This is a genomic window from Rhizobium sp. CB2179, from assembly GCF_057653455.1.
Genome location: NZ_JBYGKR010000002.1, coordinates 620,008 through 642,954 on the forward strand (window position 1 = coordinate 620,008; position 22,947 = coordinate 642,954).

The 22,947-nt window shown below is 55.4% G+C and carries 16 protein-coding genes and 4 pseudogenes; 14 read left to right on the forward strand and 6 right to left on the reverse strand.

What is annotated here, in order from left to right:
- Positions 1-19 precede the first annotated feature (19 nt).
- Positions 20-1,462: a nitrogenase iron-molybdenum cofactor biosynthesis protein NifE gene (gene nifE, locus AC244Q_RS27050; RefSeq protein ID WP_017996975.1), complete on the forward strand. Its 1,443-nt coding sequence runs from the start codon at positions 20-22 to the stop codon at positions 1,460-1,462.
- A 5-nt stretch (positions 1,463-1,467) separates the two neighbouring features.
- Positions 1,468-2,799: a nitrogenase iron-molybdenum cofactor biosynthesis protein NifN gene (gene nifN, locus AC244Q_RS27055; protein ID WP_012755344.1), complete on the forward strand. Its 1,332-nt coding sequence runs from the start codon at positions 1,468-1,470 to the stop codon at positions 2,797-2,799.
- Positions 2,800-3,187: 388 nt separating this feature from the next.
- Here the strand turns inward: nifN and AC244Q_RS27060 are convergent, their stop codons facing one another.
- The 3 genes and pseudogenes from AC244Q_RS27060 to AC244Q_RS27070 form a co-directional block, all read right to left on the reverse strand.
- Positions 3,188-3,409, reverse strand: a complete 222-nt coding sequence (locus tag AC244Q_RS27060) for a hypothetical protein (RefSeq protein ID WP_128406341.1) — start codon at positions 3,407-3,409, stop codon at positions 3,188-3,190.
- A gap of 434 nt (positions 3,410-3,843) precedes the next feature.
- Positions 3,844-4,103, reverse strand: a pseudogene (locus tag AC244Q_RS27065) (Lrp/AsnC ligand binding domain-containing protein); the annotation flags it as partial.
- 186 nt (positions 4,104-4,289) lie between these two features.
- Positions 4,290-5,549 carry an ROK family transcriptional regulator gene (locus AC244Q_RS27070; RefSeq protein WP_128406342.1) on the reverse strand — a complete coding sequence of 420 codons (1,260 nt, stop codon included), beginning with the start codon at positions 5,547-5,549 and terminating at the stop codon, positions 4,290-4,292.
- 281 nt (positions 5,550-5,830) lie between these two features.
- Here AC244Q_RS27070 and AC244Q_RS27075 point away from each other — a divergent pair, with 281 nt between their 5' ends.
- From AC244Q_RS27075 to AC244Q_RS27100, 6 genes are all read left to right on the forward strand, one after another.
- The gene (locus AC244Q_RS27075; protein WP_012755348.1) at positions 5,831-7,285 is read left to right on the forward strand and encodes an ABC transporter substrate-binding protein; all 1,455 of its coding nucleotides are present in this window, start codon (positions 5,831-5,833) and stop codon (positions 7,283-7,285) included.
- Between the two features lie 70 nt (positions 7,286-7,355).
- Positions 7,356-8,285: a carbohydrate ABC transporter permease gene (locus AC244Q_RS27080; protein WP_012755349.1), complete on the forward strand. Its 930-nt coding sequence runs from the start codon at positions 7,356-7,358 to the stop codon at positions 8,283-8,285.
- Position 8,286: 1 nt separating this feature from the next.
- Positions 8,287-9,120 (forward strand): carbohydrate ABC transporter permease, encoded by an 834-nt coding sequence (locus tag AC244Q_RS27085; protein ID WP_017996970.1) that lies wholly within the window; start codon positions 8,287-8,289, stop codon positions 9,118-9,120.
- A gap of 27 nt (positions 9,121-9,147) precedes the next feature.
- Complete coding sequence (locus AC244Q_RS27090; RefSeq protein WP_128406343.1) at positions 9,148-10,173, forward strand: Gfo/Idh/MocA family protein; 1,026 nt, start codon at positions 9,148-9,150, stop codon at positions 10,171-10,173.
- Between the two features lie 79 nt (positions 10,174-10,252).
- Positions 10,253-11,419, forward strand: coding sequence for an ABC transporter ATP-binding protein (locus AC244Q_RS27095; RefSeq protein ID WP_025397870.1), 1,167 nt, complete (start codon positions 10,253-10,255; stop codon positions 11,417-11,419).
- A gap of 179 nt (positions 11,420-11,598) precedes the next feature.
- Positions 11,599-13,506, forward strand: coding sequence for a methyl-accepting chemotaxis protein (locus tag AC244Q_RS27100; RefSeq protein ID WP_128406344.1), 1,908 nt, complete (start codon positions 11,599-11,601; stop codon positions 13,504-13,506).
- Between the two features lie 58 nt (positions 13,507-13,564).
- On the opposite strand, the gene AC244Q_RS27105 is transcribed toward AC244Q_RS27100, so the two are convergent.
- The gene (locus AC244Q_RS27105; RefSeq protein ID WP_017996968.1) at positions 13,565-14,839 is read right to left on the reverse strand and encodes an ROK family protein; all 1,275 of its coding nucleotides are present in this window, start codon (positions 14,837-14,839) and stop codon (positions 13,565-13,567) included.
- A 452-nt stretch (positions 14,840-15,291) separates the two neighbouring features.
- Between AC244Q_RS27105 and AC244Q_RS27110 the strand changes: the two genes are divergently transcribed.
- From AC244Q_RS27110 to AC244Q_RS27125, 4 genes and pseudogenes are all read left to right on the forward strand, one after another.
- The gene (locus AC244Q_RS27110) at positions 15,292-16,578 is read left to right on the forward strand and encodes a DegT/DnrJ/EryC1/StrS family aminotransferase (RefSeq protein WP_128406350.1); all 1,287 of its coding nucleotides are present in this window, start codon (positions 15,292-15,294) and stop codon (positions 16,576-16,578) included.
- A gap of 135 nt (positions 16,579-16,713) precedes the next feature.
- Positions 16,714-17,385, forward strand: a complete 672-nt coding sequence (locus AC244Q_RS27115) for an HAD family hydrolase (RefSeq protein WP_012755356.1) — start codon at positions 16,714-16,716, stop codon at positions 17,383-17,385.
- 146 nt (positions 17,386-17,531) lie between these two features.
- Positions 17,532-18,020, forward strand: a complete 489-nt coding sequence (locus AC244Q_RS27120; protein ID WP_012755357.1) for a GNAT family N-acetyltransferase — start codon at positions 17,532-17,534, stop codon at positions 18,018-18,020.
- 481 nt (positions 18,021-18,501) lie between these two features.
- A pseudogene (locus AC244Q_RS27125) lies at positions 18,502-18,828 on the forward strand (glycerophosphodiester phosphodiesterase family protein); the annotation flags it as partial.
- 119 nt (positions 18,829-18,947) lie between these two features.
- Here AC244Q_RS27125 and AC244Q_RS27130 read toward each other — a convergent pair.
- Positions 18,948-20,136, reverse strand: a pseudogene (locus AC244Q_RS27130) (IS3-like element ISRle4 family transposase).
- Between the two features lie 168 nt (positions 20,137-20,304).
- Here AC244Q_RS27130 and AC244Q_RS27135 point away from each other — a divergent pair.
- Positions 20,305-20,787, forward strand: coding sequence for a hypothetical protein (locus AC244Q_RS27135; protein WP_012755359.1), 483 nt, complete (start codon positions 20,305-20,307; stop codon positions 20,785-20,787).
- Positions 20,788-20,820: 33 nt separating this feature from the next.
- A pseudogene (locus AC244Q_RS27140) lies at positions 20,821-21,899 on the forward strand (hypothetical protein).
- A gap of 352 nt (positions 21,900-22,251) precedes the next feature.
- Here the strand turns inward: AC244Q_RS27140 and AC244Q_RS27145 are convergent.
- Positions 22,252-22,923, reverse strand: a complete 672-nt coding sequence (locus tag AC244Q_RS27145) for a Crp/Fnr family transcriptional regulator (RefSeq protein ID WP_017996964.1) — start codon at positions 22,921-22,923, stop codon at positions 22,252-22,254.
- Positions 22,924-22,947 lie beyond the last annotated feature (24 nt).

Genomic DNA, 22,947 nt, shown 5'->3' on the forward strand with positions numbered 1-22,947 from the left:
TGCATTGGAAGGTTGCGCGATGTCATCGATCGAGACACAAATGCGAGATGCCTCCGGCGAGGTATTCCGCACCACGGAAACCAAGGAGACATGTCACAACGCATCACAGGGATCAGCAGCGGGCGGTGGCTGCGCCTTCGACGGAGCTAAGGTCGTGCTGCAGCCAATCACCGATGTCGCACATCTCGTCCACGCGCCGCTCGCATGCGAAGGCAATTCCTGGGACAACCGAGGCGCCGCATCTTCAGGTCCAGTTCTTTGGCGCACAAGTTTCACCACTGATCTTACCGAACTCGACATAGTGACGGGAGATAGTGAGCGAAAGCTTCTCAAGGCTATCCGGGAGATCAAGGAGGGGTATGCGCCGGCCGCAATCTTCGTCTACGGAACCTGTGTCACGGAGCTGATCGGTGACGACATCGATGCGGTCTGCAGGCACGCAGCGCAGAAGTTCTCAATACCAGTGGTGCCGGTGAAGTCGCCAGGCTTCGGCGGTTCGAAGAACCTCGGTAACCGGCTCGCAGGCGAGGCTCTGCTCGAGCACGTCATAGGCACGGTGGAGGCCGATGATCCAGGTTTATACGACATCAATATACTCGGCGAATTCAACCTCTCAGGGGAATTCTGGTTGGTGAAGCCGCTTTTGGACCGACTTGGGATCCGTGTCCGCGCCTGCATTCCCGGCGACGCGCGCTACGCGCAGGTGGCTGCTGCCCATCGCTCACGTGCAGCTATGATGGTGTGCTCCACTGCTCTCATTAATGTTGCTCGCAAGATGGAAGAACGCTGGAACATTCCATTTTTCGAAGGCTCCTTCTACGGCATTTCCAGCACTTCTGAATCCCTGCGGCGGATCGCCCAACTGCTCGTAAAGAAGGGCGCTGGTTTCGCTTTGCTCCATCATGTCGAGACTCTCTTAGCAGAAGAGGAGGAGGGGGCCTGGAGGAAGCTGGAAGTGTATCGGCGTCGGCTTGAGGGGAAGCGCGTTCATCTGAACACCGGCGGGGTGAAATCCTGGTCCATCGTACACGCACTGATCGAAATCGGCATGGAGATTGTCGGTACATCCGTCAGGAAATCGACTGCCAGGGATAAGGAGAGAATCAAGCAGATGCTGAAGGACGAGAACCACCTTCACCAATCGATGGCAGCGAGCGAGCTCTATGCAATGTTACGTGAACACAAGCCTGATATCATGCTGTCGGGCGGACGCACTCAGTTCGTCGCGCTTGAGGCGAAAATTCCTTGGCTCGACGTCAACCAGGAACGCCAGCATGCTTACGCTGGCTATGACGGCATGGTGGAACTAGCACGCCAGATTGATTTGGCAATCCGCAACCCGGTTTGGGCGCAGTTGCGCGAACCGGCGCCGTGGAAGCAGTTCGTTACGACCGTAAGATCGGCGGAACCAAGCAATAATGAGATCTGCCGACGAGGCGACAGGTGGTTTCCATTGAGGTGAAAATTATGGCTCGCATCCTGACCCAAACAAAAACGGCAGCGATCAACCCTCTAAAGTCGTCTCAACCATTGGGCGCTGCCTTGGCGTTCCTGGGCGTCGATGGTGCGCTGCCAATACTGCATGGCAGCCAGGGATGTAGCAGTTTTGCACTGGTGCTGCTCGTGAGGCATTTCAAGCATATGGTCCCGTTGCAGACTACTGCAATGGACCAGATCGCGACTGTGGTGGGCGGCGCCGAATTTCTCGAGAAAGCTCTCGTCAAACTAAAAGCTCGCACGTGGCCCCGGCTGATCGGGATCTGCACCACCGCTGTGGCAGAAACTCGCGACGAAGATATCGCACCTGATATCTTTAACGCCACAGGGGCGGGCCTGAGAGGACGCATTGATACGGAAGTGGTACTCGCACGCACTCCCGACTTCGCAGGGGCGGTCGAGGAGGGATGGTCGAAGGCTGTTACGGCTATTATCGAGGCAATCACGCGGCCAGGGACTCAGGACCGCGATGCGGGGAGGGTCGTGATTCTGCCCGGCTCGAATATGACAGTTGCCGATGTAGAGCATCTGCGGGAAATGGTTGAGAGCTTCGGCTTAATACCCCTCATTTTGCCTGACGTGTCCGGCGGGTCTGACGAAGCTGTCCGCGATCGATGGATTCAAATCTCACGCGGTGGCGCGAAGGTGGAGCATATCCGTGATCTCGGGGCGGCAACACAGTGCATCGCGGTCGGCGAACAGATGCGCCGACCGGCTGAAGCTTTGCAGGGTCTGACTGGATTGCCATACGTGATGTTCAGATCACTCACGGGCCTGATTAACGCCGACCGTTTCGCCTGGCTCCTTGCAGCGATTTCGCGGGACAGCGCGCCGGCAGCTGTCCGTCGTGGCCGCATGCAGTTGCAGGAGGCGATGCTCAGCGGGCATTTTCATTTTGCAGGAAAGAAGGTCGCCATTGCGTGCGAGCCGGACCAGCTCTTGCAGTTCGCCCAATTCTTTATCGGCATGGGGGCGGTCATTACAGCCGCGGTCACCACTACCGGGCACCCAAAGGTGCTGCAGACAGTATCAGCGGATACTGTCCAGGTGGGTGATCTTGGTGACCTGGAACAGCTCGCAGCGGATGCTGATCTGCTCGTCACGCACTCCCATGGCCGACAGGCCGCAGAACGCCTCAGCGTTCCACTGATGCGAGTCGGTTTCCCTGTTTTCGACCGCATTGGAGGCCAGCATAAATTGAAAATCCTTTATCGAGGAACGCGCGACATGATCTTCGAAGTTGCCAATATAATTCAGGCGAGCCAAGGTCTGCCGCCCGCTCGCGCACCAGCGGACCCGTAGGACAAGGTCAGCGGTACCTTCATCCGTCACGAACTCCTCCTCATCTCGAGTATCGCCGAGCCGTGATGATTTGATCGACTGCAGCGCGGAACTGAAGAAAAAGGAGGTCTTACATTGAGAGGCAAACGCACATCTGATGAGTTTGTGATCGTACTGCTCGGTCTAATCGCCAATGAAGAGACGTGACAAAACACCCCTTTCGAACTGACGCCGTACAAACACATTGTTCCAGAGCTCATTCTTGAAGGCGAAACCCATAAGCTTTCCAAAAATCGATCAAAAGAACTTCAGGTCGGAGGTTCTACAATCTTCGGTACCTCTTCTCCTCATTTTCCGGGCTGCCGGCTGCAGCCTATGCGAAATCATTGCTCCGATCCTTGACGACACCTCACCTACGGGTTTTAGCGCCTTTGTCGTCCTCCTCATACTTTGCGAAATGTTCATGACCCTGAATCGGATAAGATAGGTCGCAACCGTAAGCCCAATCCAAGAGCAATTGTTGAAAGATGGTCTTCCTCTTCGACACAAAGTCCTTTTGCCGGTGATCGACGGTCGCTGCTCGCAGGCGCGGGTCGGCAAGGTACTTGTCTGATTTCTTTTTGCGCTCCATGTCATCGTGCTCCTTGTGTAAACCTACCGGCAATGATGTCGCCTGCAAGGGATCAGCATTCATAGTAAAAGGATTGCCCTGTCGCGATATCGTTAGCCGCAGCAGGACATTTGATGAAAGCGGTAGATAAAGCAACGCACTTGTTGGATATATTTTTCGTTGTAACGTGCGCCATCCAATATTATAGTTTATAATGTAGGAAAACAGTGGGCTATAAGAATATAAATCTGCATATATTATTGTATATATTGCGTTCGTTGCTTTAGCTCCAATCCTCATCGCGAATTTATCCGCGACCGCTCTACGGCTGAAGCAAATCAGCTGCACGATATGAAGCGCTGACTCCGGTCTCCGAGTCGCGGAGGAAATGCTCGCGGCCGAAGGCATCCAGGTCAGCCACAAAACGCGCGGCAGACGGATGGCTGCCGACGACTCTAGAATGGCAGCCTGGCGTTTTCCTTGGCTTCCTTCATCACGAAAAAAGTGCGCGTCTGGCGCACGCCAGGCAGGGCGATCAGCTTCTGGCCATGCAGCTTGTTGAAATCGGCTATGTCGCGGACGCGGATTTTCAGTAGGTAATCGAAATCTCCGGGGACCAGACTGCAGTCCAGCACTTCCTTCAGCTCCATGACGCGCCCTCAAATGCGCCAAAGCTCTCAGGTGTGGAGCGATCCAATACGACGCCAACCATCACCTTCCGTTCTTTGCCTCTCTCTTTTCAGCCGCCGTCGCAGACGATGGCAGTCCCTACCTTAACGGTCCCAAGCCCAAATCCCGACCCTAGATAAATTCGACGGCGCGCCTGAGTGTCTTCGCGAGTCTACCGGGCAGACCCAGACGGGAACCTCCCTTCCTTGCAGGGTCGGCTCCCTATAAAACCTCAAATGACTAGCTTTAGGTGGCTGGATAAAACCAGACCCGCGGCGCCACGTAGAGCCGTATGGCCTTCGCCGATACCATTCACTGTGATTGATATCTCCTGACCAGGTCTCTTTACCACTAGTTGCTTGACATGCCGTCTGATCAGCTCCGCAGCCTTCATTCCGCCTCCGGCGACGTCTCCGTGAAGGACGTAGGAGTTGAGGGACAGTGTTTGCTGCAGGTTGACGATGCCGAACGCCACGTTGCGTGTATAACGGTCGAGAAGTTCCTCTGCCGCATTCGAGCCTTCGTCTGTTTCCTTGACAAGTCTGGCACAGGTGACGCTTCGGGGATGTGGTAAGCCCATTCGGACGGCTTCTTTTCGTAGCCACGGAAGGGCAGCTACCGTCTCCCAGCAACCGTGCTTTCCACAATTGCAAAGGGCACCGTCGATCTGAACCACGCTGTGCCCGAGCTCACCGCCGGATCCGGCGAGTCCACGATAAACCTTGCCGTCGATGAAGAAGGCGCCGCCAAGCACCTCGCCGGTATAGACCGCGGCAAAATTTTGTTGGCCGCGGCCGGGCCCGAACCATCTGTCCCCAACAAGCAAGGCACGAGGGTGATGATCGATAACAACGGGAAGAGAGAAGCGTTCTTGTAGTATCGCTACAAGAGGTAGTCCCGTTAGAACGGGAGCAAGGTTGACGGTAAGAATTGTTCCTTTGTCACTGTCGATCATTCCAGCAGAAGCCACGCCAATGCCAAACGGTGCCCGCTGGGCCTGAGACAGTGTGGCAGTAAGCGTCTTCGTCATGACAGCGATGAATGCTTCTGTGTCGCCATGCGGATCAAACTCAGCTTTCGTAACGGCCTTGATCTCGCCAGTTAGAGCCACGAGGCATGATTGTACCGTGCCGGGCAGAAGGAGGACTGCGCCAAGCATCGGTGCATCGGGGTTAAAATAAAGGGGACGAGCCGGCTTGCCGCCTTTGACGTCGGAAGGAGACGCATCTCCCTCGATAAGAAGCTGGTCTTCGATCATCGGCTGCACAATACCGGTGATCGTGGTCCGGTTGACGCCCGCAAGTCGAGCGAGATCCGCCCGGCTTTTGGGTCCGTTATCATACAAAGCTTGAAGTACGCGACCGCGATTTATGGCGCCGAGTGCCGATTGGGAGACAAGCGTAACGTTGCCGCTGTTCTCGCCGGCGGCGACTTCTCTGGTGGCAGGGGTGCGCTGGCCCAACGAATAGGACGGCTGGCTCTCAAACTTCACTTCTCTTCTCCAATCTACCGGATCCTTTTAGCCCGTACATTATCGAACGGCCATACAGCAAAGGGCCCTTTCCGGTGGCGCAAGCAGGATGTCGATGACAAGCGCGGTGCAGCGGAAATTTTGGTGACCACGTCTTGACACTAACATAAGTTTGTGCGAGGTACAAACTAACCGCCTACAAAAGGCGAATTAGGGGTAACAATCTCAGATCGACAAGCGGAAGCCCGGTGGCTCCGCTGAAGGGCCGAGGTTGGGATACGAAGCAACTGAGGAGGCTGTTTATGACAATCGATATCGGAAATATGTCGCGACGTGACCTGCTGAAAAGCGCTTCCGTCGCAGCTCTTGTGGCTGGCGCGGGATCACTGGCCATTCCACGGCGAGGAGCCGCGCAGGATGCGAACACGGTTCGCGTCCTGTCCGTTGAAGACCCATTCTTCTTCTCAATGAAGGAGTTGGTGCCGGAATACGAGAAAGAAACCGGTATCAAGGTCGAACTGGAGAGTCTCTCCTATGACGCCCTTCAATCGCGCCTCGTGTCTGCCTTTGTCGCCAAGACCTCAGACGCCGACGTCATCGTTGTCGATCAGATGTGGCTCGGGCAGTACCTCGACAATGGCTGGATCATCTCGCTGAACGATTTTATTGCCAAGGACAGCGAATTCGACCTCTCAGACTTCATCCCGGAGGTCCTTTACTCCTCGAACATGTGGCGCGGCCAGATCGGGACATTGCCGGTCGCCGCCTATGCCCAAGGGGTTATGTACCGCAAGGACGTGTTTGACAAACTCGCCATTGAAGCGCCGCCGACCAAGACCTCGGAAGACTGGACCTGGACCAAATATGTCGACACACTGAAGTTGATGGAAGGCAAGTCATTTGGCGGCAAACCGTTGTTTCCCACGGTTGTCTGCGGCTCCCAACCGTCGCCGATCGTCCACATGTTTACGCAGGTGTCGGCAAGCCACGGTGCCAACTGGTTCAAATCATTCCCTGCCGACCCGTGGGATTTCTCTCCGCAGTTGACAAGCCCCGCCTGGGTCAAATCTGTTGAAGTCTATAGGCAGCTCTACAAGCTGTCTCCGCCTGAAGCGATCAACTATGTCTGGTTCGACGCCGGCACCCGTTTTGCCAAAGGTGACATCGGGATGTTCTACTGGTGGACGCCGTACTTCTACCTGATCAAAAACTCGGGCTACATGACCGGCAAGAAGTCGGACGTGATGGACAAGTACGCGACGGCGGCCTTGCCAAAGGCTGAGGGCGTGCCTCAGACGGTCAGTCTCGGCGGATGGAGCCTTGGCATCCCATCCAGTTCCGAAAGGCAAGAAGCAGGCTACGCCTTCATCAAATGGGCGACCTCGAAAACCACGCAGAAGAAAATGGCTCTTTGGCCGGACCTTAACTACCAATTCTCCGACTTTGCGCGCGTTTCACTCTACGAAGACGAGGAAGTCAAAGCGCTCTACCCGTACCTCGATGTGCAGTATGCGATGATGAAGCAGGGTAACGGCAAGGTCACACGCCCGCCTGTACCTGGTTACACGGCCATTGAAAGCGTGCTGGGCCTCACATTGAACCAGCTTTTGACCGGTAGCGAAGAGCCGAAGACCGGCCTTGAACGTGCCAACAGCCTGTTCGAGAGCATCCTGAAGGGTAATCTCATGATCCCTTATCAAAAAGCCAGCTACGCAGACACTCTTGACGGGGCCAAAGCCCAGATCGCCAAGAGGTAATAGAGTTCTCCTCGGGCCGGCGCGACAGCGATCGCGCCGGCAGCTACTTGAAGAAGAACTGGATCTGCCAATGCACACGACAACTGTTCGCTCACCGCGAGCCTTCAGGCCCGCCTGGAAGAGCTTTATCCGACGAAACCTGCCATACTTGCTGATCGCGCCTTCGGTCGTGATGCTGCTCGCTCTGATCGCCTACCCCTTACTGTTTGCCCTACGATCGAGCTTCTACTTCTGGAACCTGCAAATCGGTCCGGAGCCGCTTCAGTTCGTTGGCTTCGAGAATTATGTGCAGGCCTTTAACGCCTTTGACTTTCGCGCCGCACTGACCAACACCTTGATCCTGTCGATCCTTGGCACGACACTTGAGTTCACGTTTGGCCTTGCGATCGCCCTCATCCTGCTCAAGGCACTGCCTGGCATGAACGTCGTGCGTGCCCTGCTGATCCTCCCCACCACGATTGCCCCTATCGTCGTCGGATTTTTGTTCCGCTATCTCTATGATCCAGGCGGTGGACTGTTGAGCTGGGTGTTGCAGTCGCTTTGGCTACCTGTGCCGGCAGAGGGAATTCTTGGCTCGCCTTCAACCGCACTTACGGCAATCCTCTTCGTCGACATTTGGCAATGGACGCCGTTCTTTGCAATCGTCCTCTACGCAAGCCTCTTAGCCGTTCCTGACGAAATCTTGGAGGCCGCGCGACTGGATCGGGCATCCGCGTGGACGATCCTGATGCGTATCAAGCTGCCGCTGATCAAGCGCACCGCGATTATCATCGTCATGCTTCGCTTCATGCAGATCTTCAACACCTTCGACACGGTGCTTGTGCTCACCCGCGGAGGACCGGGCACCTCGACGCGCACCCTTGGATACTCGCTCTACGAGCAGGGCCTCGTCAACTTCAACATTGGCCTTGTCAGCGCAATGACCTGGATCACCGTGCTGATCGTCAATGTCATCGTTGCCCTCTACGTCTTCTTCGCGTTCAGAAACGAGGAGTGGTAAAATGTCCCGTCGTCGCACAAGCTTCAACACGGCACTCACCTACGCCGCCGGCCTCCTCTTCCTGGCAATCTTCGTTGGGCCGATCCTATGGTTTATCGCTCTTGCCGTACGCCCGGCCGAGACGGCCTTCACCATGCCGCCGCAAATTACCTTCGAGCCCAATCTCGACGCATTCCGGCACATCCTCATCGATCCTGGCACTAACTCACCGCAACTGGTCAACAGCCTGATCGTCGCAATCGGTGCCGTGTTGCTCAATCTGCCCTTTTCCGTTCCTGCTGCCTACGCGTTGTCCCGCTTCAAGCTGCGCGGCAAGAAAAACATCATGTTGTGGTACCTCGGCTTGCTGATGGCCCCGCCAGTCGCGTTCCTGATCCCTTATTTCATCCTCATCACGCGCATCGGTCTCCAGGGTTCCTACTTCTCGATGGTCCTCGTCCTGCAGACGCTGACGATCCCGTTTTCCGTCTGGTTGATGAAGAGTTTCATCGACGAGGTGCCGGTGGAACTGGAGGAGGCTGCCCGGGTCGACGGCGCGCGATGGTACACGATTATGTTGCGGATCACGCTACCGATCGTTCGTCCCGGCATCATCGTAACCTCGATGTTTGCCTTCGTGTTCGCATGGAATAACGCGGCTTTTCCGCTGGTGCTGAGTTCGCGCTCCACCGCCACCCTCCCGATCGGAACACTTGGATATTTCGCTACCAGCGGCGTGACGTGGAACTACATCGCCGCCGCCGCAGTGCTCGCGATGATACCGCCGATGATCATCTTCCTTGTTTTCGATCGATACGTCGTTCGAGGCCTCACCTTCGGTTCGGTGAAGGGCTGAGCTTTCCCTTATGAATGGAGTAATGCAATGAACAAACTGCGAATGGGCGTCATCGGCGCCGGTCTTTGGGGCGGCAATCATGCCCATACCTTTAATGTCTTGCCGGAGACCGAACTGGTCGGCGTCTGTGACCTCGATGAGGGCAGGGCGCTGAAGATGAAGGAAGCCTACCGCGCAACGCAGGCCTTTACCGACTATCAGAAGCTGATCTCAAGCGATCAGATCGACGCCATCTCGGTTGCGACACCTGACTTTACCCACACGCCGATCATTCTGGCCGCGCTGAAAGCCGACAAACACGTATTGAGCGAAAAACCGCTTGCGACGACAGTGCGCGAAGCCGAGGAAATTGCTGCGGCCGCCGCAAAGTCCAAGGGCAAGCTGATGATTGATTTCCATAATCGTGTGAATCCAATCCTCGCCCAGGTTCGTGACATGATTCAAGACGGTCAGATCGGCTTGGCAAAGCACGGTACTGCGCGTCTTTCGAACACGACATTCGTTCCGTTTGAAATGCTGAGCTGGGCCGCGAAGTCTTCTGCACTCTGGTTCCTGGGCAGTCATCTGGTGGATGTCCTGCGCTTCATCCTGGCGGACGAGGTCGTACGGGTTTATTCCGTCGCCCGCTCGGGGACCCTGTCGGCCGGCGGCGTGGATACAAAGGATTTCCATGTCTCGGTGCTTGAATTTTCCAAGGGCACGGTCGTGACCATGGAGAACAGCTGGATCCTGTCGCGTGACAATCCTTCGCTTGTCGATTTCAAGATCGAGTTTGTCGGCGAAAAGGGCCAGGTCCAGGCGGACCCCACCCACAATGGCGGCCTGCGAAAGATCGTCGACGGCGGACTAAAATACAATGACTATATCGGCATAACACCAACCGGCGCGACGCGCATCGGCGGCTTTGTCCTGGAATCCATCGCTCGTTTTGTCGATAGCGTCGTGCGCGACGCTCCGCTACTGGCAGATGCACAGGACGGCCTGGCGAACACCAAGACCCTGGCAGCCATCGAGGAATCCGTCGCGACCGGCAAGGCTGTGAACATCGGCTAGAGCCGGAACCAAAAGCGCGGGGCATGTCCGCACGAACAGTGCGGCTTGCCTCGCTTGAAAATACGGGGAGTAAATAAAAATGGCGTCCATGACCTTCGACGGGATCGGCAAGACCTTTCCGGACGGAACCGTTGCCGTTGCGAATGTAAGTTTTTCGGTGGCCAACGGAGAATTCGTCGTGTTGGTCGGCCCGTCCGGTTGTGGCAAGTCGACATTATTGCGGATAGCAGCGGGTCTTGAAACGCTCAACAGCGGCCGGTTGCTCATGGATGACGCTGATGTCACCGAGACTGAGCCCCAGGACCGGGATATCGCGATGGTTTTTCAGAACTACGCGCTTTACCCCCATATGACTGTCTACGACAATATGGCCTTCGGTCTGCAGCAGCGCAAAATGCCCAAGGACAAGATCGATAAGCTGGTGCGTGACGCGGCGGAAATGCTCGACCTTACCCGCTATCTCGAACGCAAACCAGGGGCGTTGTCCGGTGGTCAGCGCCAACGTGTGGCAATGGGTCGCGCGATCGTTCGCCATCCCATGGCCTTCCTGATGGACGAGCCGCTTTCAAACCTTGATGCCAAGCTCCGCGTACAGATGCGCGGCGAACTGAAGCTGCTCAACCAGCGGCTCGGCGTAACGACGCTCTACGTAACCCACGACCAGGTCGAAGCCATGACCATGGGCGATCGTGTCGCTGTGCTGAAGCCAGTATTCAATGGAGAGGAGAGCAATCTTCAGCAGATCGACACCCCGCAAATGCTCTACGACAAGCCCGCCAACCTCTTTGTCGCGGGCTTCATCGGATCGCCCGCGATGAATTTTGTGCGCGTCGAGCTGACTGCGGAAGCCGGGTCACTCAAAGCTGCGGTAACTGGAACGCAGATATCCTTCTCCGTCGCCGCCAAGCCGGCACTTTCGGAATATATAGGCCGGCAGGTCATCGTTGGAATTCGCCCGGAGATGTTTCTGGTTTGCCCCGCGTCTGAAGCCCTCTTCAACGAGCAGGTCCCGGTTGCCGAAGCGCTGGGAGCCGACACCTTCGTCTTTTTCGACATCGCGTCACCGCCGGTCAACGTAAACGATGCCGAAGATACCGAAGACTTTCCAAACAAAGGTAAGAACCGACTTGTCGCGCGGATCCCACCGGCGCTCACACCGCGTCCCAACCAACATTTGCCGCTCACTGTCGATCTGGAGAAATTGCACTGGTTCGATCCGGTAACCGGAACTGCGATCCGAGACTGACAGGACATCCGCAAATTATCGCCACACTAGGAATTCAAGTCTTTTCTCCTGCCCTCCCAGGCAACTTAGCTGTCGTCGAATACGAGGTCGGCGGCAGCCATTTTTTTCTTCGGATTCCGAATTTTGAAATGCAGAACCTGAACATTCATGCACCGCGACAGAGCTTAGAGGAGTGGCTTGTGAAACATGTTTCCATTGTCGGGAAGTTCTTTGTCATCATGGCCATTTTTGGTGTCACGGCGCTGGGACTGACATTCTATCAGAGCCGCCAGATGCTTGCGGTAAACGACGGTTACCAAGGGCTTCTCGACCGGGATGCATCTGCAGCGCTTCGATTGACACAGTCAAACAGAAGTCTCGAAACGGCGCGTGCCAGCATCAGCGACATGGTGATGACGCGGTCGAAAGAAGCGAGGGCGCGGGCAGAAGCAGGTCTGAATGACGCGCGAGAGAACTTCGTCAGGTTCATGGGTCTGGCCATCCAGGCAGTTCCCGAGCAGGGTGAACTGCCGAAGTTGAAGGCGGATGGATTCTCTGTCCTGACCGACACGTGTGGTGCAGCGATCGCTGTGGCCCGCGGCGCGACCAGTGAAGCCGAGCTTGCCATGGTACAGCAACTCTATCTGACTTTATGTCAACCCGCCTTCGCTGCCATTTCACCGAGGTTTACGTCCGTGACGGAAGAACTCGCTTCAGACGCGGAGCAAAAGCGTGCTGATGTTTTACGCGTTGTCGGTGACACGTCAGTAGTGAGTTTGGGAGCAGCGATTGCCGCACTGCTCGCCGTCTCATGCTTTGGTTTCATCACAATTCGCTCCTGGTTGGTCAAACCTATCAAGCAGATGGTTTCGACGATGAAGGTCATTGCCGAGGGCGATCTGACGTTGTCCGTTGAGGGAACGATCCGCCGTGACGAGATCGGATCCATGGCCCGCGCAGTGCAAATCTTTAAGGACAACGAGTTACGGACACGCGATCTCGAAAAGGATGTAGAGGCCAGTCGTGGGGCAAGCGAGATCGAACGTACCCGCCTCGCCGACACCGAGCGCCAGCGGGCACGTGATATGGCGGAGGCCACGGCCGGGCTGGCTGAGGGCCTGAAGCAGCTTGCGGGCGGCAACCTCGTGTTCAGTCTCGACGTCAGTTTCGCTGAGGATTTCGAACCATTGCGCGCAAATTTCAACGCCGCTGTTGTTCAACTCGCTGAAAGCCTGAGAGCCGTGTCGCACACTACCAGATCGATAAATGATGGCGCGCAGGAGATCGCTTTGAGCGCGCAGGACCTGTCCCGGCGGACTGAGCATCAGGCCGCTTCTCTGGAGGAAACTGCCGCCTCCCTCGATCAGATCACCCAGAATATCGCCAGCTCTAGCACGCGCACGGCGGAAGCCCGACACGTTGCGGTCGAGGCGAACAAATCCGCCCGTCATTCCGGGAAAGTTGTTTCCAGCGCTGTCGCAGCAATGCAGCGGATCGAACATTCTTCCTCGCAGATATCGGCTATTGTCGGCGTGATCGACGAAATCGCGTTTCAGACCAATCTCCTGGCCCTCAATGCAGGCGTTGAAGCGGCACGGTCCGGCGAGGCCGGAAAGGGCTTTGCAGTCGTTGCACAGGAGGTGCGGGAGCTTGCTCAACGCTCAGCGCACGCAGCAAAGGAGATAAAGGACCTGATCCTCAATTCCGTTGACGAGGTCAGCAGTGGCGTCACGCTGGTTTGCGATACCGGTGAGACGCTCAAGATAATCGAGGAACAAATCGTGTTGATCAACACCCAGCTTGATGCAGTCACGGTTGCTTCCAATGAGCAGTCGGCAACTCTTTCCGAGATCAATCGGACCATCAATCAACTGGATCAAGTTACGCAGCAAAATGCTGCCATGGCCGAGGAGTCCACGGCTGCAAGCACTGCACTTGCCGCAGAGGCAAAGCGGCTGCGGTCGATCGTCGCCGGGTTTCAGATTGACATCGGCAATGGGATCTCTGAGCAGCTAAGCGATCAGACAAACGCCGGTACAGCGTCAATGTCTTCACCACCGCGACTTAGGCTGGGAAAGGGTGCGCACCCAGTCGGAACATTGAGATAGCTCGGCAGCGCCATTTGGCGCCGTAAAATACATACCCGAGGATCGCATGCGGAGGCAGTTAGATGACGAAATTCAGCAATTCAGAAAGAAGCAGACTGGCGGCACCGCGTAGAGCAGCCAGGCATTCGCCATCTCCGAAAACAAGGGCGATGTCATCACCTGGGCGATGGAATACCAGATCGTGGAAGCTTTCCTGAATCAGACGAAGAATGGGGCCTCCCCCCCGTACAATGTCCCCGTGAATAACAATGAAATTCGGCGCCATAAACTGCTGGAGGTTCGCCAGGCCAACCGCGATATTGAACGCGTAGTCGCGAATGAGATCTCTCGCGCCCGGCACGTCCTTGTCGGCCAGCGTCGACAATCGGCTCACATCCAGGGAGAGAGGTCGTGGCAACCGCCTGACCTTAGCTTCGGTCCTTAGCCACTTCGAGCTGGCGATCGTTTCCCAGCATCCGCGTCTGCCGCACTGACACATCCGACCTTTGATGTCTACGGTCGTATGACCGATTTCACCACCTGCACCTGCGGGTCCGCGATAGAGATGTCCATCAAGGTAAAGCGCTCCGCCCAAAGTCTCTCCGATATAGACCGAGGCGAAGTTTCTCCGACCGCGGCCCTGTCCAAACCAGCGATCCCCAACGAGTAACGCCCTCGTATCCTGATCGACGCAGACTGTGACTCCGAAACGCTTGTTCAATTCGGTTTCGAGCGGAAATCCATCGAGGAAAGGCGCAAGGCCGACGGTCACGATCGTGCCAGTCTCCGTATTGATCATTCCTGCGACGGCTACACCGATCCCCAAGATCGGCTTTCCAAATGCGACGGCTTTTTCGATACAGGTGCTTATAATACGGAATGCGTCGGCCGCATTTGTTACGTTCTTCGGGAAGTAGACGACATTTTGCGCATAGACCTCGCCCTCCAAAGAGACCAAACACGCACTCACTCGGTCGTGCAGCAGGAGCACCGCGCAAATTGGCCTTGCGTCCTTGGAAAACCACAATTTGGTAGCCGGCTTGCCGCCTGTTTCATTGGGAGGGATCACCTCTCCTTCCGCGAGCACCCCCTGATCGAGTAAAGGCTGCACTATCCCACCGATAGTTCCTCGAGTCACACCGGTAACGCGGGCCAGATCCGCCCTGCTAGATGCTCCTATGTCGTACAAGGCTTGTAGCAATCGTCCTCGATTTGCGGCCCCTAAAGTTCCCGTCGAGATTAGTTTTTGAGCCAGCATAATGCCCTTACCGCTTTCGCTTTTTTGGCTATCGTCAGGGCTGCTCTCATTCTCTCCAAGCCGGAAAGCTTGAAGTCTTCTTATCAACGAGTCCATTTCATCCGATCCTGTTTTACGAATCCAACTGAGCCTAAGCGGTGAGCACTATCAGCCGGATAACTGGAGCTCCCCGTTCGGACCGGATCGTGTTTTTAGGGCCATCTGGGGCTCCTTCAACGCGTCTTATGACCGCACGTGCCGCCTGGAAAACCCTGAAAGATCCCCTCACAAGGCTTTCCTCAATGACCTCAGATGTCCGAGCAATCGTTAAAAAACAATTGAAATATTGAAGTGACGAGCCGAAGCGGAGCGGGGCTCCAATGGCTGCGCCAATTATTCCACGCAGCCATATACGAGATGCAGTCTGTACTTGTCTATATTGATGCCCCCACATATATATTCATATATACTTGATTTTATACTCACTTTTAACTTTTGCATCTCCGAAAACGGTGATAGCGATTGCGAGGGCTGATCAGCATTTCAATGAACGATGATTGGACAATGCAATGAGCGGATTTGGTGCACCAGAGCGCAAAACGCGCACCGCGCAAGGTGCTTGCGCAGTCGAGAAGCTCGCCATTTTCGGTGGGAAGCCCGTGATCCCTCTGGGACGCGTCATACCTTGGCCCGCGGCAGAGAAAAAGCACTTGGATGCGCTTCGCGGAGTTGTGGATAGTGGGAAATATCACCGCGTCAATCATCCAATTGTCAGCGATCTGGAGCAAAATCTTGCAAGGTGGATTGGAAAGTGGCAAGTGCGGGCTGTCGGCAGCGGAACGGCGGCCATTCACATTGAACTCGACTACTTCAAGGAGCGCGGGGAGCAAGTTGTTACCGCGGCACTGAATTGGCCGGGAGCGGTAGGACCAATTACAATCAATGGACTTGAACCCGTCTTCGTCGATGTCGACATGAGCGTAGCCGGGATTGATCAGCAGGCGGCCGCTGAGAGGTTCAACCCCAACGTCGCTGCGGTTCTGATCACCCACCTTTTCGGGAACAATGTTCTCGTCCCCGATGGAAGGCATGCTGCGCGTGATCAAGGAATTGCAGTGATCGACGACATCTGCCAGTCGATCGCAGCCGCGAAAGCAATCGTCGGCGGCTCTCATCTTGATGCAGACGCACTCGCTCTTTCCGGAAACGGCGCTAAACACCTTGGGGCCGGCGAGTTGGGATTTGTGATAACGGAGGACGACGACCTAATTGCACATGTTGATCGCGTATCGCTGTCAAGCTCGTCTCGCAGCGGAGCGCGAATATTTTCACCTCTTTCCCAAGGGTACAATTACCGGCCCAACGTATTCTCTTCATCTATTGCGAAGCTGCGGGTCACAGAGATGGATGCGCAACTCGAAATTCGAAGAGACAATAGCAATCTGTTATGGGAGATGATCAGCGACCTTGCGGGTATACTTCCGCTTTTCGACCCGTCAGACCGCGACCATTCGATGCTCAACTTTCCTTTGCGGATTGAACCTGAGGTGCTTGGCTTTCCGCCAGGTCCGGCTGCAAGGGATTTCGTCGTCAAATCGCTGCAGGCCGAAGGTGTGCCTATCTGCGTTTGGCTCACGAAGCCCGTTTTTGAATATCTCCCGGAAATTCGCAACAAGTGGAACGCCGCCGATTTTCCACACACCGTGAAAATATTGGATACGATGTTCTACGTCTCCGAGATCGCACCGCCAAATGGTGGCGAGTTGATGCATCTTTACGCAGATGCTTTTCACAAGGTTTGGAGTGCTCTTCATAAGCAGGGGCCGGAGATCGCAGCTGGAGCAATTCCCAGCTGAGCACCACGCGTCGCGACAATTCCCCGGGCCGCAATAGTCTACCCCACAGGTTTTAAGCACACTCTGCTCAATGGGCAAACATCTAAGCAGCACTGGGACAAAACTCAAAGCCATTTCTACGACGAGGCCCCTTGTATGTCTTTCTCAAAAAAACCGGAATTATTGATCTTCGACTGCGACGGGGTCCTCGTCGATAGCGAGCTTATCGCAACCGCGGTGCACATCGAAGCGTTGGCGAAGTGTGGCTATATCATATCCGCTGAAGAGTATAATGATCGTTTCGTGGGAATGACTGACCAGCAGAGTTATTCAGTCATAGAATCCGAGCGGGGCCTCCGCCTACCAGAGGATCACCATGAAAGCGTTATGGCCGAAATCGCAAATCGTTACGCGCGTGATCTGCGCGCGACCAGCGGCGTTCGGCAAGCGTTGCAAGCTATCAATTTGAAGAAGTGCGTCGCGTCGAACAGTGACACTACAAAGCTCTGCTTGGCACTCATAGTCACAGACCTACACAAGTTTTTTTGGCCCCATGTCTTCAGCGCTTCGCAAGTTGCTCGTGGGAAGCCGGCTCCGGATCTCTTTTTGTTTGCTGCACAGAATATGAAGAAACCAGCTGGCAGTTGTCTTGTTATTGAAGATAGCGTTGCGGGAACCCAGGCGGCGGTGGCTGCGGGGATGACGGTGATTGGCTTTGTTGGTGGCTCCCATTGCCTACCTGGGCATGGAGAAAAACTGGCAGAAGCAGGTGCGATAAAGCTGTTTAATGACATGGCGGCACTGCCACAAATCTTGGCTCGTTTGTGATCACCAATTGCGCGCAAGCGATCCGTTTGAGCCCCGGTATCACTGTCCAGATTCATGGTGCGTGCGATAGCACTAGGGTAGTGCACGGGCTCGTCATTTGACTATCCGCGCTTGTTTGCTCGGACCGCTAAAGACATGGAGACACTATGACAGCTGAAACTCCGGTGACGATAGATTACCTAGAAGGATTTCCGAATTTCCTTTCCGTTTGCACAAGCTGGGCCTTCGGACAATGGGGTTGTCAATCGTATGGCTCATATGAACAAACGCGACGTGAGTTTGAAGCCGCAACGAGCGGTTCAATGCCGCTAACACTTATTGCCATTGAAAACGCGGTGCCCGTAGGAATGATCACGTTAGCTGATCGTGACTTCGACGGAAAATCCAATCTATCTCCATGGCTTAAGTCGCTGTATGTCCATCCATTCCACCGCAATAAAGGAATAGCCGCGTTGTTGATTAAGCGGCTGGAGCAGGAGGCATCGCGTCTCGGTTGCAAAAGCCTCTACTTGGTAACAGAGGACGCGCGCGTTCTTTACGAAAAGAGTGGCTGGCAGGCAATTAACTACGTCCAAACACCGTTCGGCGCAGCAGATTTGATGACGAAGGTTCTGCCGGAGAGTCCACTTGACTGAAAAACCCCTACGCCACAGCGTTGATAACGCGATATTGCGACCCCTTTGGTGTGATCCAATTTTATGGACCATCTTGATGTTGCTGTTGCAGCCATAAACGCCAGCGGCGACCGAGGCGCTGGCTCACTGTCCCTTGTCGCTGCCATGGCATTCACCCTGCTTCCGTTCCCACCAGCTTAGCCATTGCTGAGATGCTTGTGCTGCAAAAAAGCCGCAGGTGTAAGAGGTACGACGTAGCGAGCTGACGAACATTATCATCGAAAGGTTCTGAGTCTTTATGCAATCCAGCAACAACGTAGCAGCGTCAGCGACTCTTCATTCTAGCTCCTGGCGTTTTGGCCACCTCTGCGGCCGGTCGTGTCTGCGAGCATCGCTCATATTGACTTCTTTTTTTGCCTTCGGCGTTTCATCTAGTGCCGAAGCAGCGGCTCTGCTGCCGGTAAAGCCTTCACCATATCTTGTAAGTGCGATTACGAGAAACATGTTTAAGGTGCCGGAACCCGACGATGACCTGGTCATCTTATCTGCACACCGCGGATCCTGGGAGATCTATCCAGAGAATTCTGCCTACGCCTTGCAAGACGCCTGGAATTCGCAAATCGAGAGCGTGGAAGTCGACGCCCGCTTCACTGCGGACAAAGAAGTCGTTCTATCTCACGACTACAGGATTGACCGCGTGTCAACTGGAAGCGGTTTTTTATATAACCAAAACTTTTCTCAATTGAGCCGGACGGATCTAAGGGACCGGCATGGTCGCGTTTTTACGGATTCGCAGGGGCACAAGGCTAAGTTCCTGACGTTCTCTGCCGCGCTCGATCTACTCGCCCAATTTGTTTCCGACGATGGTCGTGGTTACGTGATGATCGTGGATGTCAAGGCGGCGGTCGATGATCAGGACCCGACCGATCCTGACCTTGCCCCCAAGTTTTATCCAGTCTTGAGTTCGCTCCAGCGGTTTTTGGTTGCTGTTGTTGGTTCGGTAGCGGCGGGTTGCGGTGCGGAGCCATTTCGGCTGCGCAGCACCGCATCACGTCGCGGGTTGAGTGTCTGAGCGAATTCGGCCGGTGTCAGCCAACCAAGGCCTGAATGCGGGCGTTGATTGTTGTAATCGCTACGCCAGTTTGAAAGCGCGGACCGGGCGTGAGCAAGCGACGAGAACAGAGTTTCATTCAAGAACTCGTGTCGCAGCCGCCCGTTGAAGCTTTCGATAAAAGCGTTCTGGATAGGCTTGCCAGGCGCAATGTAATGCCAGTCAACTTTGGTCCGGTCCGCCCATTGCAGGATCGCGTTGCTGGTGACTCGCTGCCGTTGTCGCTGACGATCATCCTCGGCTTGCCGCGCTCCTCGATAATCCGGTCAAGCTCCCGTGCGACGCGAAGACCGGAAAGCGATGTATCGGCGACGAGCGCCAGGCACTCCCTCGTGCAATCATCGACGACGGTCAGAATCCGCAACCTGCGCCCATCGGTGAACTGATCCGACACGAAGTCTAGCGACCAACGATCATTGGCCACCATCGGCACCAGCATCGGCGCTCGCGTGCCTATCGCTCGCTTGCGACCGCCGCGCTTGCGCACCGTCAGTTTCTCCTCCCGATAGAGCCGGAAGAGCCGCTTGTGGTTCACGAGGTGACCCTCCCGCCGGAGCAGCACATGAATGCGTCGATATCCGAAGCGGCGACGTTCATGCGCCAACGCCTTCATTCGCTCGCGAAGCTCATGATCATCGTCGCGCCTGGTCTCGTAACGGACCGTCATTCGGCAAAAACCAATGGCTTTACACGCCCGCCGTTCGCTCATCTCATGATGGCTCATCAGATGCGCGACAGCTTTCCGCTTGGCCGCGGGCGTCACCACTTCTTTCCCAAAAGGTCTTTCAAGGCAGCATTGTCGAGCATCGCATCCGCCAGAAGCCGCTTCAGCTTCGTGTTCTCGTCCTCAAGCGTCTTCAGCCGCTTGGCCTCGGACACCTCCATGCCGCCGAACTTGGCCTTCCATTTATAGATGCTGGCATCGCTGACGCCATGCTTGCGGCAAAGCTCCGAGACCGGCGTGCCTGCCTCGTGCTCCTTCAATATGCCGATGATCTGTTCGTCTGTGAAACGATTGCGCTTCATCCTCTGGTCCTCTCAAATGGGCCAGAGCTTACTTCAAAATGGATTATTTCAACGGGGCAAGGTCAATCCCATCGAGCTCATGCAACATTGCCTTGACAATTCTCGCGACCAAGGCGAACGCTGAAACTCAGCAAAGCCGTCGTATTCAAACTCAAAGCGAAGGATGCAGTGGATGTCGGCACGGTCTTGAATCGGACGACCTACGACCCCGACCTCATTGGTGGGCTGATTATTGTCGAGAACCCGGATGACCAGAACGTGAAGGATTCCAACTATGATCCGCACGAGGACTCAATCTACGATCAATGGAATGTGGCGCCGTTTTTCATTCAATTCGAGATGAACCAATTCTACAAGGGCGACGGTCTTCAGGCGTATTTCGACTATACCGACCAGAAGCAGGGCTTCGCCACCTATCATGAAAGTAACTACTATCCAGAGGGGGTTGCCAACAGCGCTGGCAAATGCTGCTTCGAGCATAACACCGATCCTAGGTCGACCGCGCAAGGAGGTATCGTTCCCGATTACCGAGGTGATCCGGAGATGGCGATCGTCAATCGTACGAATCTCATCACCACCGATTTACCCGACGTAATCGGCGACATGCTGCGCCAGATGGGGCGCCGCAACACAACCAAACTCAGCCGCTAAGGCGAGACCAACGCGTCCACAAAGGATTGTTTTATGAATTATGGCAAAAGAATCTTCCTACTGTTTTCTGCGGTGGGTTGTCTTGCTGCTGGCGTGGGCCAATCAGCATCATGCATCGATGAAGCCAATTGTCTTAGAAGCGCATCCGGCAAAGTATCTCAGACCCTCACACCGAAGGTCGTGCCGATTTTCGGGCAATATCCAAAGGTGTACATACACGACTCGGCGGCAGGATTGGATTATCCAGTGCCTGAAAATACGAGGCAGGCATTTGACTTTTATACCAACAAGACTTCTTTCAACTTTCCACCGCACGGATCAGTCGAGACCAGTCAACCCGCATCGATCAGACCGGACCGAGGATTCACAGTCCTTTTGGTGGAAAAAACCCGAGATAATCCCGTTCCTAACGGCGGTAGCGCGCTGTCGCTACTCAGTTCAACTTCGAACGGCGCCTACCTATCCTTCGCGTTAGGTGCCACGCCTAACGCCAATGGTCAAAAGTGGTCTTTTGCAAAAAGCCGCTTCAAAGTGGAAGGGCGGATACTGCGTGGTGGCAAAAGCCGTGGGATATGAACGTTGTGGGGCCAACAGGCGCATTCTCCGGCACAGAGTGGATTTACTACACCTTCACTCCAGACGGCAAACTTCGCATCGACCGTTTCGCGCCATATACCTATCTTTTGGTGTTTACAGCTTACCAATGGGATGAGGCAGTGCTCGACAGCGGTTTCCCGCATTCTGCCTACAGCTCTGGTACGCCAACCGGCCGGCCGAAATCCGTCACTTTCGGCTCGGTTGGGCCATGGGTTATTGGCGCGGCCGCGGTGCCCGGGCAGAGCTCGCCCATGATCGAGCCAGTAGAGGCACTGCCGGGCTTTGAGGGAGTGACGATCTTTTCGACGCCGTTGTCCATGAAAGAAGTAATAGCGTATCAGAACTCCCTGAAGTCGAGCGATTTTCTCGATGTCGACATGCTGCCGTGCAATAGCGGCCAGTACCTTTCGGGTGAAATCAAAACCCCTTGTGGTACGGCTCGTCCTGGCAATCCTCCGTCCAATGTTAATTCGGTGGCTCAAAATGAGATCAGCAACAAAATCGAACGCCAGTGACTCTCATTCTGTTCCGACGGCAGTTAGACGGAACCAGTTCCAGGGACGACGGTTAGCGGGGAAAGCTGCGCGAGAAATTGATCGTGACAAACAAACAGAGCCGTCTCCAGGCAGCTGAGTGGACGGATTGCGTGACCATCAATAGTCGGCACCCCTCACAGACCCAATGCCCGCATCATATTGCGAGGGCGGCAATGTGTCATGCGGGGTGCATGGGTGTGATCGGACGCTGGATCTATGATCGCTGAGATGTGTCAGAGGCGGGATCGATCGAAATCAAGCAGCCTTCCGATTTTCATGAGGCGTTTCTGCTTGAGCCTCATCTCGGATATCTTGTGCCGGTTAGTTAAGGTTAGCACGCCTCGCGAAGCAGATCGACGCTGTCGATTAGGACGGCCTTGCCTCTGACTTTGACGCCCGACGCCGCAAGCGCCGCAAATGCGCGGGAAAGGGCTTCCGGTGCCAATCCCAGTTTGCCGGCTAGGATTCTCTTCCGATAAGGAATACGGAACGTGATCCGTGTGGTGGTCGTCGATGCGGAGCAGCGGCTTATGAGATAGCTTGCCACCCGTTGCGCGGCCGTCAACAACCGATCTCCCGCAATACAATCCATCGCGCCGAGCAGGTGCCTGACCATGATGCGCATGACGTTCCGATGTACGACCGGATATTGCGCGGCGAACGCCTGCAAGTCCGTAACCGCAAACAGCGCGACCTCGGCCCCGTCGGCGGACCGCGCGCTATAGGCATAGGAGTCGCCCCCCACGAGGAGATATTCCCCAAAGGTGTCGCCCGGCTCGCACACGCAGATATCCGCCTCGCGCCCGGCGGATTCCGATTTTGAAAGTCGGACAAACCCGTTCATGACGCAGTAGACGAACGATGCCTGCTGACCCTCGGTTATGATCTTCTCGTCAGCGGCGAAGGTTCGAAGCTCAGCCGTTGCGGTGAATTGCTCCGCAGTCGCCTGATCCAAACCAGCGAACAGTTCAGACTGCAGAAGTACAGAATTTTTCGCAAGCATCCATCTTCCTTTCGTGTTTGGACC